The 14,174-nt window shown below is 35.7% G+C and carries 15 protein-coding genes; 11 read left to right on the top strand and 4 right to left on the bottom strand.

The features are described from left to right. Window positions 1-3 precede the first annotated feature (3 nt). The gene (locus LDM92_RS08120; RefSeq protein WP_223902796.1) at window positions 4-453 is read left to right on the top strand and encodes a GNAT family N-acetyltransferase; all 450 of its coding nucleotides are present in this window, start codon (window positions 4-6) and stop codon (window positions 451-453) included. Between the two features lie 15 nt (window positions 454-468). Here the strand turns inward: LDM92_RS08120 and LDM92_RS08115 are convergent, their stop codons facing one another. After that, window positions 469-1,041 (bottom strand): SGNH/GDSL hydrolase family protein, encoded by a 573-nt coding sequence (locus LDM92_RS08115; RefSeq protein ID WP_223902795.1) that lies wholly within the window; start codon window positions 1,039-1,041, stop codon window positions 469-471. 94 nt (window positions 1,042-1,135) lie between these two features. Here LDM92_RS08115 and coaA point away from each other — a divergent pair, with 94 nt between their 5' ends. The 4 genes from coaA (at window position 1,136) to efp (ending at window position 3,885) form a co-directional block, all read left to right on the top strand. Continuing rightward, window positions 1,136-2,050 (top strand): type I pantothenate kinase, encoded by a 915-nt coding sequence (coaA, locus tag LDM92_RS08110; protein WP_045927456.1) that lies wholly within the window; start codon window positions 1,136-1,138, stop codon window positions 2,048-2,050. A 74-nt stretch (window positions 2,051-2,124) separates the two neighbouring features. After that, window positions 2,125-2,322, top strand: coding sequence for a hypothetical protein (locus LDM92_RS08105; RefSeq protein ID WP_223902794.1), 198 nt, complete (start codon window positions 2,125-2,127; stop codon window positions 2,320-2,322). After that, window positions 2,319-3,113 (top strand): ornithine cyclodeaminase family protein, encoded by a 795-nt coding sequence (locus LDM92_RS08100; RefSeq protein ID WP_238480662.1) that lies wholly within the window; start codon window positions 2,319-2,321, stop codon window positions 3,111-3,113. Before LDM92_RS08105 ends, LDM92_RS08100 begins: the two co-directional genes overlap by 4 nt. A gap of 199 nt (window positions 3,114-3,312) precedes the next feature. Beyond that, a complete protein-coding gene (gene efp / locus LDM92_RS08095; RefSeq protein WP_223902792.1) occupies window positions 3,313-3,885 on the top strand; it encodes an elongation factor P in 573 nt (190 codons plus the stop codon). A gap of 82 nt (window positions 3,886-3,967) precedes the next feature. Here the strand turns inward: efp and LDM92_RS08090 are convergent, their stop codons facing one another. From LDM92_RS08090 to LDM92_RS08080, 3 genes are all read right to left on the bottom strand, one after another. Beyond that, a complete protein-coding gene (locus LDM92_RS08090) occupies window positions 3,968-4,510 on the bottom strand; it encodes a helix-turn-helix domain-containing protein (protein ID WP_223902791.1) in 543 nt (180 codons plus the stop codon). Between the two features lie 83 nt (window positions 4,511-4,593). Next, the gene (locus LDM92_RS08085; protein ID WP_046331516.1) at window positions 4,594-4,845 is read right to left on the bottom strand and encodes a hypothetical protein; all 252 of its coding nucleotides are present in this window, start codon (window positions 4,843-4,845) and stop codon (window positions 4,594-4,596) included. Window positions 4,846-4,856: 11 nt separating this feature from the next. Next, window positions 4,857-6,299, bottom strand: coding sequence for a sugar porter family MFS transporter (locus LDM92_RS08080; protein WP_223902790.1), 1,443 nt, complete (start codon window positions 6,297-6,299; stop codon window positions 4,857-4,859). A 623-nt stretch (window positions 6,300-6,922) separates the two neighbouring features. On the opposite strand from LDM92_RS08080, the gene LDM92_RS08075 reads away from it, so the two are divergent. From LDM92_RS08075 to LDM92_RS08050, 6 genes are all read left to right on the top strand, one after another. Further along, complete coding sequence (locus tag LDM92_RS08075) at window positions 6,923-8,323, top strand: sugar porter family MFS transporter (protein WP_223902789.1); 1,401 nt, start codon at window positions 6,923-6,925, stop codon at window positions 8,321-8,323. Between the two features lie 39 nt (window positions 8,324-8,362). After that, window positions 8,363-9,277 (top strand): myo-inosose-2 dehydratase, encoded by a 915-nt coding sequence (gene iolE, locus LDM92_RS08070; protein ID WP_223902788.1) that lies wholly within the window; start codon window positions 8,363-8,365, stop codon window positions 9,275-9,277. Window positions 9,278-9,433: 156 nt separating this feature from the next. Then, window positions 9,434-11,296 (top strand): FAD-dependent oxidoreductase, encoded by a 1,863-nt coding sequence (locus LDM92_RS08065; RefSeq protein WP_223902787.1) that lies wholly within the window; start codon window positions 9,434-9,436, stop codon window positions 11,294-11,296. 115 nt (window positions 11,297-11,411) lie between these two features. Next, window positions 11,412-12,125: an isocitrate lyase/phosphoenolpyruvate mutase family protein gene (locus LDM92_RS08060; protein WP_223902786.1), complete on the top strand. Its 714-nt coding sequence runs from the start codon at window positions 11,412-11,414 to the stop codon at window positions 12,123-12,125. Then, window positions 12,115-12,990, top strand: a complete 876-nt coding sequence (locus LDM92_RS08055; protein WP_223902785.1) for an isocitrate lyase/PEP mutase family protein — start codon at window positions 12,115-12,117, stop codon at window positions 12,988-12,990. The genes LDM92_RS08060 and LDM92_RS08055 overlap by 11 nt, the downstream gene beginning before the upstream one ends. Before the next feature lie 14 nt (window positions 12,991-13,004). After that, window positions 13,005-14,168: an MFS transporter gene (locus LDM92_RS08050; RefSeq protein WP_223902784.1), complete on the top strand. Its 1,164-nt coding sequence runs from the start codon at window positions 13,005-13,007 to the stop codon at window positions 14,166-14,168. Window positions 14,169-14,174 lie beyond the last annotated feature (6 nt).

The raw sequence follows: 14,174 nt of genomic DNA, 5'->3' as shown, positions 1-14,174 counted from the left end.
TTGATGACTGACAGTGAGAAATTCACCTTCAAGCGGATTGCGCAAATGACAGGACGCGAAATGTTTTGTGTAGCTCGTTTACGAATAGATACGTTTGTAACCGAACAAGAAATAACAGTACCAGAGCTTGACGATCAAGATTTGGACTCAATTCAGGTTTATTTGCTCAATGCTGAAAAAACAAATGCATTGGCCGTTTGTCGTATTTTTCATGAAAATGGTAAGTGGATGCTAGGTAGAGTAGCAGTAGCTGCAGCAACGCGTGGGCAAAAATTAGGAACCAAAATGATGACACAGGTTCATGAATACCTGCGTGATCACGGTGCTGATCGGCTTTATTGTCATGCACAATGGCAAGCAAAACCCTTTTATGATTTTTTAGGCTATCACACTGAAGGCGAGCCATTTGTAGAGGCTGACATTAAGCATGTTATGATGTATAAAGATTTATAAAAATGATAACTTGCACTATATTTGTGCAAGTTTTTCTTTAATTGCCGTCACTACCAGATCAATTAAAATTTTGTTTCCGGCAGAAGTGAGATGCTGCCCATCTTCTTGATAATATGAAGATAAATTTTCTAACTGGCAAAAATTGGCGATCAGGTTAATAAAGGGAATATTATACTTGCGAGCACAATCTGCGGCAATTTGATTGTATGCTTTCATATCTTCAAGATTATAGTATTGCATGATGTCCTTGTTTTTAGGGTCTTCATAAGAGGGACCTGCAATAATCATTCTAGCAGCACCGATATTTTCAACCATGTAATTCAGGTTCTTAGCATAATTAGTGCTGCTAATCCCCCAAGCACTTGACATGTCGTTTGTACCATATTCAAGCACTACTATGTTTGCATCTTGCGGAATTAAATTTAAGCGTTTCTTGCCTTCAGCAGTAGTGGCACCGCTTAAAGATAAGTTTATAATTTGCGCATTTGCACCTAATTCTTTTTGCACGCCAGCAGTTATGACATTAGTATCACGGCCAGCATGGTAGCCATTAAATATAGAATCGCCAAATAGAATTATCTTTTTCATAGTTTTGCCTTTCTTTTTGATTAGAAGAATTAATTAGGAAACTTTATACTTTTATTCTACTATATTAATGAACATAAAATTTAAGGACATTAGGATGAAAAATTATTTACAATTTAACAGAGAAAAATGGCAGTCTTTTTCTGCCACTGAATCAGTTAAGATTACTAAAGAAGAACTGGCAAAGATAAAATCTTTAGGAGATATTATTAATTTAACTGATGTTCAAGAAGTTTACAGCAGTTTAATTAAGTATCTTTATTTAGTTTATCAAGGGAAACGGTCATTGCAACAAAAGCAAAGCGAGTTTTTGCAGCAGAAAGTTGCCAGCGCGCCTTTTATTATTGGTATTTCCGGTTCAGTAGCAGTGGGTAAATCTACCACAGCCAGACTTTTACAATTATTGCTTAGCCGGACATATCCTGATTTGAAAGTACACCTGATGACCACAGACGGTTTTATTTATTCTAATCAGGAATTGGAAAGACGTAATCTGACTGACCGTAAGGGCTTTCCTGAAAGTTATAATATGAAATTACTTACCGACTTTCTGCAAGATGTATTGAGTGGCAAAAAAGATATTGTTTATCCCCTTTATTCTCAAGAATTGAGTGATATTGTGCCTGGGGAATATGGTCATGTGTGTGAACCCGATATTTTAATTATTGAGGGCATTAATACGTTGCAGCTGCCAACCAATGGCCAAATTGTGACGAGTGACTTTTTTGATTTTTCAATTTATATTGATGCTCCTGAGGACCTGATTGAAAAGTGGTTTATGCAGCGTTTTGTCAGGGTAATGGAACTAAATAAGAATAATCCGCATAATTTTTATTATGAGATGGCTAATGGCCCTAGGGATGAAGCCTTAAAGTTTGCAGAGGAAACTTGGCAAATGGTGAACTTGGTCAACTTGCGTGAATATATTGCTCCAACCAAGCAACGCGCCAATTTAATTTTGCATAAAACTGCAGGTCATGTTATCGATCAGATTTATCTTAAACAAATCTAATGTGTACCTTTTAAAAGAGTAACTTATAATAGGCTTTGAAAGTGTGAAGTTAAGAGTAAATACAGGAGGAACAAATGTTACTGTTAAACAGAAGTGATATTGAAAAATGTTATTCCTTAAAAGACTGCATTGCTGCAGTGGCCGATGCTTTTAAATATTTTTCTGCCGGTAAAGTAGACGTGCCGTTAAGAACTCAGATTCTTAAGCAAAATGGTAAAGATACCTTCTTGTGTATGCCGGTTTTTGTGAAGAGTATGATGCGGCATGTGTGAAAGTGTTGAACATGTTTCCTGAAAATATTAATCAAGGCTTGCCTTCAATTAATGCTCAGGTGTTAAATATTGATACCAAAACTGGAGTAGTTAATGCTATTTTGGATGGTAATTATGTTACCCAATTGCGCACAGGTTCTGCTTCTGGCGTGGCGCTGAAATATTTGGCAAAAAAGAAATGCAGAAAAGGTGCATTAATTGGTACGGGAGGTCAAGCTGCTACACAGCTTGAAGCAATGCTGATCGTACGTGACCTGGATGAAGTTGCAGTCAGTGACCTTGATTTTGACCGAGCCCAAAAGTTTGCTGGAAAAATGCAAGAACAATTAGCGCAATACCATACCAAAATCACTGCAGTTAAGACAGGAAATGAAGCCGTGAAGAATGCAGATGTGATTATTACTGTTACGCCTTCAGCTAAACCAGTTTATGATGCTCAGTTTATTAAAAAAGGCGCAACAATCTGTGGTGTTGGTGCTTACCAGCCACAAATGGAAGAGACCCCGGCCGAGCTAGTCGCTAAAGCAAATAAAATTTACTTTGATTCTAAAGATGCTGTTTTAGCAGAATCTGGTGACATAATTATCCCTTTAAATAAGGGCATGGTTGCAAATACTAGTTTTACTGGCGAAATCGGTCAAGTAGTCAGTGGCGACTTAATTGGGCGTGAAAACGATGACGAAATAATTTTCTTTGAAACTGTTGGCATTGCAGCTCAAGACCTGATGGCAACGAAGTCTATTTATGATAAAGCCGCAAGGCACAAAGTAGGTACACAAGTTAATATGTAATTTCATTACAAGTAAATATTTTTGGTTTATATTAAAATCATAAATCATTGATTTAGTGGTGTTGATAAAGTCCAAATTTTGTTATACTAATCATTATGAATGAGATTTATTTACTATTAATTAAAAAATTTGCTTTACCTCCAGCGTGGTTTTCTTGAAATCAGTAATTAATTCAGAAAAAGATTTAGAGGAGTAAAAAATGGTACAAGCAATTAACTTAAAAAAAGGTATGGTCTTTAGTCAAGATGGTAAACTAATTCGTGTTTTAAAGGCTAATCACCATAAACCAGGAAAAGGCAACACTGTTATGCAAATGGATTTGCGTAATGTTGAAAGTGGTGCTGTGGTTCATAAAACTATGCGTCCAACCGAGAAAGTAGATTTAGTCGAAATCACCAAAAAAAGTGCGCAGTATCTTTATAATGAAGGTGATATTTATACTTTCATGGATACTGAAACTTATGAACAATATGAAGTTTCAGCGGAACAACTAGGTGATGATAAACTTTACCTGATGCCTAATATTGAGGTTCAATTGGAATTTGCTAATGACAGCAAGCTGCTTGGTGTGGAATTACCATCAACTGTCACAATGAAAGTAGCTCATACTGAACCGGGCATTAAAGGCGCTACTGTTACCGGTTCTGGCAAACCAGCTACTATGGAAACAGGTTTGGTAGTTCAAGTCCCAGACTTCATTAAGGAAGGTGAAGAACTGGTTATCAATACTGCAGAGGGTGCCTACAAGTCAAGAGCCGAAGGTGGCAAGTAATTTTTAAAATATAATATAAGCTAACAAAGCACTTCACAAAATTAATAGTGGAGTGCTTATTTTTTGATGTTTAAGTTAAAAATTAGTAATACTTTTTTCTGAACTGCCCAGGTGACATTCCTGTTGCTTCCCTTATTTTCTTATATAAATGGGATGCATCTGTAAAGCCACAAGATATAGCTATTTTTTCTAGAGGAATAGTTGTATCTTTCACAAGTAAACTTTCAGCCTGCTTTACACGTATTTTTAGTAAATAACTATGAATACTCAAACCAGTATATTTTTTAAAGTCACGTGCTAATTGCGAGGGACTCATTGAGCACTTTAAAGCAATGTCATTAACAGTAATTTTCTTATAGTAATTCTGATCCATATATTTAATAGCAATTTTAATATAATTAGGAGCAGAATGAAATTCACTGGAATGGTTAGTAAGTTCGTGCTCTTGAGTAGCAAATAGGTCACAAACTAAACTGTAGGTTAGATTAGATAAAAAGGGATCATTTGTACCATCAGAGTTTGTGGAAATTAGCCGAAAAATGCGACTAAATAAGTTTTCAGTATTTTTGTAGGGTGTAAAGACCGGAAGAGTGTTTTCAATAACTTCATTGAAAATCTTTTGCATAAAAGGACTGTTAAAGTGTAGAAAATAAAAATCACTGTCCGTTACAGCCTTATAATAATTGAATTCTTTACAATCTAACAAAACTATTTGCTGTTTCGCAATAAACACCTGGTTACGAAAAAAAATTCCATTTCTCCTTTTTTGATATATATTATTAAAAAAGAATCCATAAAATCTCTTTTTACTTTATAGGGGTAAGTCACTAGATATTCTGCCCCAAACATAGGGTAAAAGAATATTTCATGTGCTAAATCGCTGGGATTATTAAAATAAATTCCCTTTTCAATAGTAACGCCACACTCATTTTGGGGAATAAAATCCGAGTATTTATTCATTTTGTTCCCTCTTATTTATCTGAACTTTGATTTACATGACGATTCTGAAAACAAGATTGAAGCTCTTCAAGAGATTTTCCTCTTGTTTCAGGAATAAATTTAATCGCATAAAATAGCGAAAAGATGTTTAGTACAGTAAATACAATAAAGGTATTACTAAAGCCAATATTAGTCAATAATATTGGGAATATATAACCTACTAAAAAATTTGACAGCCATAAGAAGAAAGTCGCAATTCCCATAGCCATTCCGCGAATGCTTTGAGGAAAAATTTCTGACAGAAGTACCCAAACAATGGGTGAAACTCCTCCTTGGAAAAACATTAGAAAAATAGCCATCAGTAAAAGCATAACATAGGGGAAAATCGGACTTTTAATTAATAAAATCGAAAGTATGCTGATTGCCAACATCGTTATAGTAGTTCCACAAATAGCAGTTATTACCATTTTCCGTCTATCTATTTTGCCCATTAAATGAATGCTGGCAATGGTTGCAAGAGTTGAAATGATACCATTGCTAATATTTGCAATTAAAGCAGCAGAATGGCTAAACCCGGCATTGCTTAAAACAGTTGTGCCATAAAACATAATTATGTTTATACCAATAGCCTGTTGCATTACCCCCAATCCGATACCAATCAATATTAGACGACGAATCCAAGGAATTTTTAAATCCTTAAAGGTTGCCTTTTTCTGTTTGCTGCTCAAAGCTAAAGATTGCTTAATTCTGACGATTTCGGCTTTAGCATCTTCTTTACTGTTACGAATTTTCTCTAAGACTGAAAGTGCCTGATCGTTTTGGTGCTTAGTTACTAACCACCTTGGCGATTCAGGTACTTTATGTATACCAAATAAAAGCAGAATTTCGGGTATGAGACCCACAGCTAGCATGTATCTCCAAATGCCGCGATAACTTCCCAGCATTACTCCGAATAATGCATTGATTACATAAGATAGTAATTGTCCACTTACTATCATCAATTCATGATGATTGACAAATTTGCCTCTTATTTCTGGTGTAGACAATTCAGCTAGAAAAACAGGACTAATAACGGACTCTGCACCAACTGCCAAGCCTAATATAAAACGACATAAAATCATTACTAGAGCATTAGGGGCAAAAGTACAACCTAAGGTACCCAGAATAAAGACCCAGGCAGAATACATTAATACACGTTTTCTGCCAAAATGATCTGAAAGTTTGCCTCCAATGACTGCACCAAAAGCAGCGCCTAGAGTGATACCACTGGTAACCAAACCTTCATCTGAAGCGTTTAAATTAAGCTGATCAGGTTTACTCATGAAAGAGAGAGACCCATTTGTGGCTCCAGTATCTATACCAAATAGCAAGCCACCTAAAGTAATTATCCAACCATAACGTTGTAATCTTTTTTGCTTATCTTTATTTATGTATACATCTGCTTGATTGGGAGATGTATCTTGTTCATTGTTCATTGAATCACCATATTCCTAATTTTAAAAAATCAAGTTATAAGTGATGCAATAACCAAAAATAGGCTCGTGAGTAATTTTTATCATTTTTTACAGGCTATTTCAAGGGTATTCATTTTTTAAAAGAAAAATAAATATAATGAAAACCGCAACACATAAGAGATAAAAGAAGCTTATATGTTTTTAAAATATTTGTTAATGAAAGAGCAAACTTGATCAAAAAATACTTTTTTTACTTAATAAAAAGATTAAAAGTACATTTTTTAAGCATGAAAATACATCCTTCTAATTTAAAATTGCTTTTTTAGCAGTGTAAAATCTACTTTTTTAAAAATATTTTATATATATTTTATTTATTAATACTAAAAATAAATAATAAATAGAAGCATTTATATGTACTTTTAAAAATATGATTTTTATAAAATATGTTTATTAATAAATAAAAGCGTTTGCAAAAGAAATAACGAACTTTACAGTAGGTTCCAGTGATTGCAATCACTGAAAATAGAAGAATTTTTCTATATTTCTTAGATTTTTATTATTTGCTCGTAATAAGAAATAGTCATATTAAGGTTTTAGTGTGCTTTAGTTGTTAAAGCATATTAGATAAAAAATGGAGATTGTAAATGCAAGAAGATAGTTATGAAAATAATCACCATGGTTATTTAGTTTTAGTTGCATGGATTGCATGTATGGGTGCCTTGTGTTTTGGCTTTGATACAGGAGTTGTAAATGGTTCCTTAGATTTTTTAGCTAAACCAAGCCAATTAAACTTGTCATCTTTTGAGCAAGGAGTCGTTTCCAGTGGTCTTACTTTCGGTGCTGCGTTTGGTGCCGTTTTTGGTAGCCCATTGAGCGACAAAATGGGCCGCAAGAAATTAATGATCTGGCTAGGTGTTTTATTCACGCTTACAGGGTTAGGCTGTGGTTTCGCACCTAATACTGGTGTCTTAATAATACTAAGAATAATCATGGGGTTGGCAGTTGGTGCAACTTCTGCTTTGGTTCCTGTTTATCTAGCGGAAATTTCACCGGCAAAAGAGCGTGGTAAATTTGTCAGCATGAATCAGTTACTAATTGTTGGTGGTCAAGGCTTATCATTTCTTATTAATGCCATTTTAGGCAATACGATCGGTGTCCACAATGCAGGTGTTTGGAGATTGATGTTGGGAATTACAGCAATTCCAGGTATTTTACTTTGGTTTGGGATGTACTTAGTGCCTGAAAGTCCGCAATGGTATGCCAATAAGGGAATGTTTGGCAAAGCGCTACAGGCTTTGTATCGTGTTAGAACCAAGGCTCAAGCTGAGGCAGAGATTGATGAACTAAAAGAAAATGCTGCTGAACTAGAGCGGGAAAATGCTGAAAAAGCATCGTTTAAGGATTTTAAAAAACCGTGGATTTTTCAAATTGTTATTACTGGTTCCTTATTGGGAATTTTTCAACAATTCGCCGGTATTAACTCTGTAATGTACTACGGCACAAAAATTCTGACCTCTGCAGGATTTGGTAGTAATACGTCATTATATATGAATATTGCTAATGGCGTATTTTCAGTCATTGGTGCCATAGTTGGTATGTATACAGTTGATAGGCTGGGTAGAAAGCCATTATTGTTAATTGGTTATATTTTCTGTGCCCTTGCCTTGATAGTTGTAGCGCTGATTGGCAGTTTTGCGCTCCATACCTCTTGGGCTCCGTATGCTGTTTTGCTAATTTTGCTAGTTTATATAGTTATTGACCAAGGTACTTTGGGTCCTGTAACTTGGTTACTTAACTCTGAAATCTTCCCAGCCCGTTATCGCGGATTAGGAACCGGAATTACCATCTTCGTTTTATGGATGGCTAACTTCGTAGTAGGGCTTTTATTCCCAGTTATTCTATCAGTTTTGGGCATTTCATCATTCTACATTTTTGCTGCATTTTGTTTGCTTGGTGCATGGTTTGTCAAAGTCAGAGTACCTGAAACAAAAGGGGCCTCTTTAGATAGTATAGAGAAGTTCTTCCATAACAGATACGACAAATAGGAAATTGTGATTAATAAAGAAATATGAAGGAGAAAAATTATGTCTGAATATGATGTAAATAAAAATATAAAGTTAGGCATTTGTCCTATTGGCTGGCGTAATGATGATATTCCATCAATTGGTGCAGAAAATACTTTTCCCCAACTTTTAAGTGATGCCGCTTTGGCTGGCTTTAAAGGAGTAGAGATGGGAGGATTTTTCCCAGGACCAGATGAAATTAATTATGAGCGTAAATTACGCCACATTGAAATTGCTGGTCAATGGTTTAGTAGCTTTATTATTAGAGACGGACTTGAAAAAGCAACAGCGGACTTTGAAGAACATTGTAAAAAACTGCAGGCTCTTGGTGCACATATTGCAACTGTTTCAGAGCAAACTTATTCCATTCAACAAACAAGTAAGAACATTTTTAAAGACAAGCCGTATTTTACGGATGAAGAATGGGAAAAAGTGTGCGCTGGTTTGAATAAGTATGGTGAAATTGCTAAAAAGTATGATGTTAAAGTTGCATACCACCACCATTTAGGTACTGGTATCCAAACTTTGGCTGAAACGAAGAGACTAATGGATAACACCGATCCTGACAAAGTTGGACTTGTTTTTGACACTGGTCATGCCTATGTTTCAGAAGGTGATGTCATGCCTATGCTTAATGAATTTGTCGATCGCGTTGTTCATGTTCACTTTAAAGATGTCCGTAAAAATAAAGAAGATGATTCAAGAAAGAAAGGTTTGTCCTTCCAAGATTCTTTCATGAATGACATGTTTACCATTCCTGGTGATGGCAGCATTGACTTTAGGCCGGTATTTAAAACTTTAGCAGACCATAAGTATACTGGTTGGATTATGGTTGAGGCTGAGCAAGACCCTAAGAAGCATAATCCATTTGAAATGGCGTTAAAAGCTCATAAATATATGGAAGATGAGTTATTTGCACCATACCAAAATAACTAGAGTTAGATTAAAGATAAATTTAAATGAATTAAAAGGCATGCTTATATTACTTGTACACTTAATTAATAACAGAGCACACTTGTTTAATTTGATTTTATTAAGTTAGTTTTCGCCTAAATTGCCTTTTTATAAAAAATAGTGAGGTTTTTAATATATATGATTATTGATAAGTCCATTAAATGGGATAAAGTCTATGACGTAGTAGTTTTAGGATTCGGTGGCGCAGGCGCCAGCGCAGCAAGGTTTGCTGCTGATAATGGGGCTAAAGTACTTCTTGTTGACAAAGCACCTGAAGGCCATGAGGGAGGCAATACTAGGTATTCAGGTCAAAATGTTGGTTATACACCTGACCCACAAAAATTCAGAACCTATTATAAAGCCCTTGCACAAGGTTTTCACATTGATGAAGACGTAGAAGATACTGTCATTAACGGTTTGGCAAACATGAAAGATTACTTTTCTAAATACTTGGAAGTTGAACCTTTTGTATTTGGTGAGCATCCAGATGACAACCCTTTGTCTCATACAGCAGATAACCAAACTACTGCCACACACCCGGAATTTCCTGATTCTTCTGCTTCAGAGCTAATGACTGTTCATAATGGTATGTTTGATTCTGCTTTATGGACTGTACTAAGGGAAAGGGTTTTAGATAGGATTGATAATATTGATGTTTGGTACGATTCACCAGCAGTACATATTCTTCAAACTCCTGATAAAACTGTAGTTGGTGTTCAGATTAAAAGAAAAGGCAAGATCAGAAATATAGGTGCCCGCAATGGTGTGGTTTTGTCAACTGGTGGTTTTTCAAACAGTAAAATTAAGATTCAAGACTTTATTGGTGAACACCATTTAGCTCCTGTTGGTACGCTCTATAATACTGGTGATGGTATTGATCTTGCGCTTGAAGCTGGTGCCAGATTATGGCATATGACGACTTATAACTCTGCCGGCATTGTGGGAGACCTGACTTTGCCTGTCAAAGAAGGAGAACGCAGTGTTTTTCAACCAGCAGATATTGATGCCAAAGAAATGTACACTGGCAGCATCTTTGCAGTTGGTGATGATGGTACAAGATATTGTCGTGAAGATATTTTCAGTATTGAAGGCTGGTTTTACAATCACGGTCAATGGCGTACACCTCAGGCCCCGATCAAGCCATACGTTGTCTTTGACCAAAAGCAATATGAAAGGCTAGCCCAAATTGATCATGTTCCTTATCAGCGTGCGCTAAATAACTTCCTAATTAGCGCAAATAGTGTTGCTGAATTAGCTGCAAAAATTAATGTCAAACCGGAAACGTTAACTTCAACAATTGATACTTTCAATTCTTATGCAGAATCGGGTAATGACTTAGATTTCCACAGAGCAGCTGCAACTTTAGAAAGATTTGATACATCAGATACCATTTATGCTTTGCCAATGGTCCAATCTGTTGCTCAAACTCACGGTGGTCCAAAAAGAAATGGCAAAGCCGAAATCATGGATCCGTTTAACAATGCCATACCGCATTTATACGGAGCAGGAGAATTAGGTAGTAATATTGTTAGAATTTATCAAGGCGGAGAAAACCTGGCTGACTGCTTGATATTCGGTAAAGTCGCCGGTGAAAATGCGGCTAAGGCTAAGCACGATAAAGATGATCTGTTTGGTAATGGTAATGATGTTGCTACAGGTGCTTCTGCCAAGGAAGATCCTGATTTGGCAAGTGATTTAAAGAAAAAATACACTTTTGAGCTTGGTAAGAACCAATATCTTGGCGTAAGTTCTGCCGGTATGGGTAATGATATAGTAGTGCGCGTTACAGTAGATGACAATCAAAACCTTAAAAACATTGAAGTTTTACAAGAAAGCGAAAGTGAAGACTACGGTAAAAGAGCGGTTAAAGCTTTACCAAAAATCATGGTAGAGAAAAATACTTATGATGTTGATGCAATTTCTGGTGCATCTTCATCCAGCAGAGCTATGAAAGAAGCTGTTAAGCAAGCTTTAGACTCAGCCAAAGAAAAAAATAAATAAAGTATAGTGTTTTAGCAAAATGTAATTTATAGAACTCGCAGTTGACTTTTCAGGATGGCACAGTATACATTCAGAAATTAATCTCTGCGAGTTTTTTTAATAATTGGAGAAAATAATGTTAAAAGGAATAATACCTGTAACTATCTCTGCTAACTTAATTAAAAACTTGGAAAGTGACCAACCGCTTTTTGTCAGTGGTAGATTACTAGCCATAATGACTTTAGGAAAAGATAATGAAGGTTTAATTACCAGGCGTGAGTATTTGCAATATTTTAATACGCTTAGTATAGAAACAGGAGCAGCTTTAATTGCAGATGGTCAGTCCGGTTTTGGCAATGAACTTAGTGCCTGGACTACCGCAAAGGAATTGGGAAATGCAGGGGCACGTTACCTAGTCCTTAATGATCAAAAGTGGCCATCCACCTCTATTGAAATAGCAGGAACAATATCGGAAAAGGTTTTTATAAATATGGTTAAAGCAGCAGTAGCAGGGGGTAAGGACTACGATTTACAAATTATTCCAAAATTAGAAGGAATAACAAAATATGGTTATGCAGAATTAATAAGCAGAATCGAATTACTTTTAAAGATGGGGATTAAGCAAATTATTGTTGCTAGATTAACCCGAAAAGAATTGGTGCAATTAAAAGCTGAAAAATTTTTCTCAAAAATTGGAATTGAATTGGACAATACGGACTTAGATCTAAAAGAGGTCCAAAAATTTAAGCCAACATTTATAGTGCCTGTAGAATCTGTTATTGCAAATACTTTAAGCTCAGAACAACAGTTGTACGAATTTTATAGTAAGGAGAAGAATTATGAAGAATAAAGGCAAAACGATGCGCTTAATGTTTAAAAAGCTTGTTCATAACAGAACGGAAATCCTTAAAATGCCTGTAGTTGGGGACGGCTTATCAGCTAAAATAAGTGCAAAAGCAGGCTTTAAAGCAATCAATGTAACCGGATCTGCTACTAATTTCGCATATGGTAAACCTGATATGGGTTTTGCTGATTTTTATATATTATTCGATCAGGCCCGCAAAATTATTGAAAATGTTTCTATTCCAGTTTTATGTGATGTGGGCACTGGCCATGGTGCAAAGGAAAATATAGCACGAACAGCTCGTAGCTATGAAGCGATTAACGCGGCTGGAATTTACCTTGATGATGGTGTCTGGCCTAAGAGCTGTGGTCAAATGTCTGTGACACAAATAGCGTCAGTTTCCGAAATGGAGAAAAGAATACATGCTGCAGTTGAAGCTCGAAAAGACCCTGACTTTATCATTATGGCTCATTCTTCGGCTAGAGCAGTTTGTGATATTAATGAAACTATTGCTAAACTGCGTTCTTATTGCATTGCAGGCGCTGACATGTTATATATTGACAATGTTTCATCTGAAAAAGAATTACAGCAAATAGCAAAAGAATTTTCAAAAATACCACTATTAATCAATTCTATTAATTTAGCAAAAACTTTTAGCTGGAATGATTTGCTTAAAATGGGTTATAGCATGGCAACTTTCAAAGAAGAAGCAATTTATGCGAGAGTAAGTGGTGAGCAAGAAGTTTTAAAACAAGAAGAAAGTAATACCGCTACTGTTTCACTAAAAAAGAAAATTATTAGTGCGCCGGCATTCGCAGAATTAGTTGATACTGAGCAGATGAACAGGCTTGAAAAAGAACTAATTTTATAAACTGGGATAGTAATATGAAAAATAAACATCAGATAATCAAGTTTATCATTATTATTATTCTGTTTTGGTTTGCACAATATGTTTATGTACCTTACCAAACACCATTTCTAGCTGCTATTAATGTTGCTTCCAGCTTTATCGGAATTGTGGTTGGGGCCTATGGCTTCTCGCAAATGCTATTGAGAATTCCTTTGGGAATGCTGGCAGATTGGCATTTAAACCATAAGTTGCTAATTACGTTAGGAACGTTATTAGCTGGCCTGGCTTCAATTATGAGGGTACTTTTTCCTAGCGGTATTGGTTTTTTATTAGGTAACATCTTTTCAGGAATAGCTAGTTCAACCTGGCTCTCTTTTATGGTTTACTTTTTAAAACTACGTTCAGATGTGAGCAAAGTAGAAAACATGGGTATTCTGGTAATGGCCAATAATTTAGGAATGCTGCTCGGCTTTGTGATTTCAAGTTTATTTTATGAAAAAATAGCCATGAAAGGCCTATGTATTTTAGGCGTACTAGCCGGTATATTAGCCTGCATTATGACCATAACGTTACCAACTTTTCAGTTCAGCTATAGTTCTGGAAAGAATTCTTTTATCAACTTAATCAATGTCTTTAAAAATAAAACTTTGCTAATCTGTGGCGTATTAGCTTTTATTCAACAAGGAATACAGATGGCTACTACCATGTCCTTTACCAGCCAGGTGATTAAAGAAATCAATGCACCGTCTTATGCTGAAGGATTATCCTCGATCATTTATATGTGTTCGGCTGTTTTATTTGCCCGCATAACGTCTTCAAAGTATATTGCCAAATTTAGTGACCGAAGTATTTTAATAGTTAGTTATATTTTACTGGCGCTTTACTGCTTTGCTATTCCTTTGGCTAGGCAAATCTATTTAATATATTTGTTACAGGTTATACCTGGAGTTGGCACGGGAATATTATTTGCCATTCTTAATGCAGCAGCGATTTCTAACGTGCCACAGAAGGCACTTTCGACAGCAACAGGTGTTTTTCAGTCTATCTATGCTTTGGGAATGACACTCTTTCCCATTTTTGCGGGACAATTACGTGCACAATATTCAATGACTATTTCTTTTATAGTTATGGGTATTTTGGCTTTAATGGGTAACTGCATTGTGATCATTTTTTGGCAAAAAAAAAGTAATAATAATTAGCCGTTT

It is taken from the genome of Lactobacillus laiwuensis (genome assembly GCF_019972835.1).
GTDB lineage: Bacteria > Bacillota > Bacilli > Lactobacillales > Lactobacillaceae > Lactobacillus > Lactobacillus laiwuensis.
Note: the sequence above shows the minus strand (reverse complement) of the source record. Positions and strands in the feature narration are given on the sequence as shown.